Raw genomic sequence first — 4,054 nt, 5'->3', positions numbered from 1 at the left:
GGTACTGCAGGGGGGACCCTGTGGGAGAGTAGGACGCCGCCGAACAATCATTCACAGAGAACCCCCATCCGGGAAACCGGATGGGGGTTCTCTGCGTTGTGATTCACTCGTCCTGGAGTTCTTCGTCCTCTTCCCACGGCCGCGATTGTGCCTGGGCTGATGCCCGGCCATCGGGTTGAGGTGGTACCGCCGCCGTTCCCCACGCCGGCCGGGTCAGCCAGGCGTCCCTGTCGTTGGTGAGCCGGGCGATGCCCGTCCCGTCCGGCCGCATGGTGTAGAGGTCGGCCTCGGAGCCGGCGGGGGCCTCGGCGAACACGATGGACTTGCCGTCGGGCGCGTAGGACGCGGTGCCGTAGAAGACGTTGGACGGGGCGGGGGTCAGCGCGCCGATGGCGGTGCCGTCGGGGTGGACGGTGTAGATGCCGCCGCCGGGGGCGTCGGTGCGGCCGGCCGGGTAGGTGGTGAAGAGGATCTGGGTGCCGTCGGGGGACCAGTTGGCGCGGTCTCCGGCGCGCAGTTCCCAGGGGGTGAGCTGCCGTAGCCCGGTGCCGTCCGCGGCGACGACGTAGATGGCGCGGCTGTTGGCGGGCTGACCGGTGGCACCGGTGCGGTACTCGAAGGTGAGCTGCTTGCCGTCGGGGGACCAACTGGGGTTGCTGACCTGCCCGGAGTACGGCTTGTCGTTGGTGAGGAAGGTGAGCCGCTGGACGTCGGTGCCGTCGGGGCTCATCAGGTAGAGGTCCGAGTACTGGATCTGGTTCCTGTCGGCCGGGTCGAGGGCGCCCCAGGAGCGGCTGAAGGCGAGTTGCTTGCCGTCGGGCGAGTAGGCGGGGGCGCGTTCGTCCTCGTTGGTGCAGTCGGCGGTGCCGGTCTCGCAGAGCTGGTCGATCTGGTGGGCGCCGTCGCCGTTGGTGGAGACCGTCCAGAGGCGGGCGGCGCCGCTTCGTGGGTCGGTCCGGTCGAAGGCGATCGTGCTGCCGTCCGGGGACCAGTCGGGGCGGTCGTCGCGGGTGCGGTCGGGCGGCTGGGTGACCTGGTGCCAACCGGTGCCGTCGGGTGCGAGGGTGACGATGGCGCTGGTGGTGCGGGCGGTGTTGAGGAAGACCCCGCCGACGATCAGACCGTTGTGTGCGGTGGCCGCAGGCGTTCCGGCGGCGGCGCCGACCACGCCGGGGCTCGCGGCACCGGGGCTCGCGGCGGCGGTCGTCGACTCGGCTGCGGTGGAGGGGGCGTCCGCCTGGATCTCGGACAGGGGGATCTCACCGGGTTCGGCGCCGCACCCGGTGAGCAGGGCGCTCAGCAGCAGAAGGCCCGCACCGGCGCTGGCGCGGGTGCGGGCCTCGGGTGTGGACCTGGGGGACTGCCGTGTGCGGGTCATCCGTGTCATATCCGCTCCGACCTTTCCGACCTCTCCGGCGTTCGCTCCGTCTCCGATGCAGGACGAAGGCCCCTCAAAGGGGCTGTCACTGTGTCAGACGGGGAGCGTCGGCGACCGGGCGACACGCGACGCCTGGCGTTCGGTCGGTCACACGGAGTAGAAGGTCTCGGGGAGGGCGGCGCGGGGTGGCGGCGTGGGGTGGAACCGGGGCGGGGCTGGTCAGCCCCGGGCGGCGCGGCGCTCGGCCTTGGCGAGGGCCTCCGCCTCGTCCTCGGCCTCGGCGACCTCCAGGGTGGGCGCGGTGCCGTCGAGGTGGGTGGGCAGCCACCAGGTGTCGTCCGGGCCGGAGGGCTTGCCGGGGTACTCGCGCTGGGCCTGGTCGAGCATCTCGCTCATGGCCGCGCGCAGCCGTCTGGTGACCATGACGGGCTTGTCGTTCGGGCCGAGGTGAATCGGTTCGCCGATCATGATGGTGACGGGGACGTGGCGCTTGGTCAGGGTCTTCGGGCGGCCCTTGGTCCAGAGCTGCTGGGTGCCCCAGAGGATGACGGGCAGCAGCGGGGTGCCGGAGTCGGCGGCCATCCGGGCGGCGCCGGTCTTGAACTTCTTCAGCATGAACGAGCGGCTGATGGTCGCCTCGGGGAACACCCCGACGACCTCGCCGGCCTTGAGGGCGCGCACGGCGGCCTCGTACGCGGGCTGCCCGTCGGTGCGGTCGACCGGGATGTGCTTCATGCCGCGCATCAGCGGGCCGGAGACCCGGTGCTTGAAGACGTCGTCCTTGGCCATGAAGCGGGTCTTGCGCTTGCCGCCGCGGTAGGCGCCGAGGCCGGCGAAGAGGAAGTCCAGGTAGCTGATGTGATTGCTGACCAGTACGGCTCCGCCCCTGGCGGGGATGTTCTCGGCGCCTACGATCTTGATCCGCACGTCGAGCGCACGGAAGGCGGTGAGTGCGGCGCCGATCACCGGCGGGTACACGAACTCTGCCACGGTCAGTCCTGACTTCCACGGGCCGGAGCCCGGTACGGCGGGTACCCGCGTCGCTGAGCGGGGGCCGACCGGAGCGCGGCACGCCGCGGCGGTCACGGGTGATTCACGGAGATGATCCCCCGAACGAGTGCCTGCTGTCACCTGAGCCGTGCGGTCAAGCGGATATTCGCGGTGTGATCTCCGTGATGAGTTCGGGTGGGAACTTTTCCCTCCCCGGCGACCTGGAGGCCCGGTCCGTCCCGGAGGCCCAGGGGCCCAAGGGGTGGCTAGGCTCCGGCGCCGAGGCGCCCCTGGGCGCGGCGGACGAAGGGGTAGACCTCACGGCCGAGGCAGTAGCCGAACGCGGCGTTGAGGAAGGCCGCGGCCAGGGCGACGGCCGTGGCCAGTAGGCCGAGCCAGGCCACCCCGGTGAGGAAGCCGAGGGCGCCGACGGCGGCGAACACCAGGCCGACTCCCTGCGCGAAGCGGGGTGGCCGCTCGTCCTCGGTCTCGGAGGGCGGGGCCAGCCGGGGGAGGAGGAAGGCCTGGTAGAGCCAGCCGTAGGGGGAGAGCCGCAGGCCGCCGAACGCGCCGAGTGCGAAGACGAGGGCCTGGACGGCCAGCAGCACGTCGCTGCCGGTGATGAGGGCGGCGGCCAGCACGACCGAGGTGAGCGCGGCGGCGAAGCGGGGACCGCGGGGGTCGATCTGCACGAGGGCTCCGGGAGGGTCGCGACGGGCGGCGGCGGGGCGCGTCAGCGACAGCGGGTGGTGGTGGCCCGGCCCAGGTCGACGACGCGGCGGGAGGTCAGCAACGGCGGTGCGGTGCGGTCGGATTCCACCCGGCGATCGTACGCGCGCCCGGCCCGGTGGTCGACCTCCCTTTTGAGGCCCGGGGCCGCTGCCGCAGACTGGGGACGGCCGGTTGGTGGTGTGCGTCGTCGTGTCGGCGCCGGCGACCACCTTCGGGCTGCTACGGGCACGGCACGACGGGAGGCTGAGGGTGCGCACCAACGGCGGGGCGGTACGGCTGTCGGAGGCGGAGCTGGGCGGGGCGCTCGGCGAGCGGGCGACGCTGGTTCAGTTCTCGACGGCGTTCTGTCAGCCGTGCCGGGCCACCCGCCGGGTGCTCGCGGAGGTGGCCGGCATGGTCGACGGGGTGGCGCACGTCGAGGTGGACGCCGAGGAGCGGCTGGAGCTGGCTCGGCGGTTGGAGATCCTGCGGACGCCGACCGTCCTGGTGCTGGACGGGGGCGGCCGGGTGGTGCGCCGGGCGGCCGGACTGCCGCGCAAGGTGGATGTGATCGCGGCGCTCGGCGAGGCGGTGTGAGCCGGGGGCCCCGGCGATCCTGCGGTGGATATGTAGTCCGATCAGGTGGTGTCGGGGCTGCCCTGGGGCAGGATGGGCGCAGACGGAAGTGCAGCCGCCCGGCCTAAGCTACTGGCCAGTAGTGACCACTGGACTACTGCCGAGTATGCTGCCAGGAAGTTCCGGACCGGCACGGGAACCCGCTGCCCGGAGCGGGCGCGCACCGTGTTCGCGCCCCGCTTGCACAGCCGCAGCCGCCGGACGAGACCAGTACAGGAGACAGGCCGTGAGCTTGAGGATCGTTGTCTGTGTGAAGTACGTGCCGGACGCGACGGGTGACCGTCGGTTCGCGGACGACCACACCACCGACCGGGAGGGTGTGGACGGCCTCCTGTCGGA

At 72.2% G+C, this 4,054-nt stretch carries 4 protein-coding genes and 1 pseudogene; 2 read left to right on the top strand and 3 right to left on the bottom strand.

The features are described 5' to 3' along the window. Positions 1-103 precede the first annotated feature (103 nt). From AB0O19_RS38400 to AB0O19_RS38390, 3 genes are all read right to left on the bottom strand, one after another. Positions 104-1,378: a hypothetical protein gene (locus tag AB0O19_RS38400; RefSeq protein WP_363626380.1), complete on the bottom strand. Its 1,275-nt coding sequence runs from the start codon at positions 1,376-1,378 to the stop codon at positions 104-106. Between the two features lie 219 nt (positions 1,379-1,597). Next, positions 1,598-2,368 (bottom strand): lysophospholipid acyltransferase family protein, encoded by a 771-nt coding sequence (locus AB0O19_RS38395; RefSeq protein WP_350887852.1) that lies wholly within the window; start codon positions 2,366-2,368, stop codon positions 1,598-1,600. Positions 2,369-2,634: 266 nt separating this feature from the next. Beyond that, positions 2,635-3,060 carry a DUF4395 domain-containing protein gene (locus AB0O19_RS38390; protein ID WP_363626378.1) on the bottom strand — a complete coding sequence of 142 codons (426 nt, stop codon included), beginning with the start codon at positions 3,058-3,060 and terminating at the stop codon, positions 2,635-2,637. Positions 3,061-3,274: 214 nt separating this feature from the next. Between AB0O19_RS38390 and AB0O19_RS38385 the strand changes: the two genes are divergently transcribed. After that, positions 3,275-3,676 carry a thioredoxin family protein gene (locus tag AB0O19_RS38385; RefSeq protein WP_363588758.1) on the top strand — a complete coding sequence of 134 codons (402 nt, stop codon included), beginning with the start codon at positions 3,275-3,277 and terminating at the stop codon, positions 3,674-3,676. Positions 3,677-3,941: 265 nt separating this feature from the next. Beyond that, positions 3,942-4,054, top strand: a pseudogene (locus AB0O19_RS38380) (electron transfer flavoprotein subunit beta); the annotation flags it as partial.

The organism is Kitasatospora sp. NPDC091276 (genome assembly GCF_040684355.1).
In the GTDB taxonomy this organism is placed as follows: domain Bacteria; phylum Actinomycetota; class Actinomycetes; order Streptomycetales; family Streptomycetaceae; genus Kitasatospora.
Note: the sequence above shows the minus strand (reverse complement) of the source record. Positions and strands in the feature narration are given on the sequence as shown.

Coding starts and splice junctions, on each gene's coding strand:
- AB0O19_RS38400 (WP_363626380.1), bottom strand. CDS start 1,378: ATGACCCGCACACGGCAGTCCCCCAGGTCCACACCCGAGGCCCGCACC.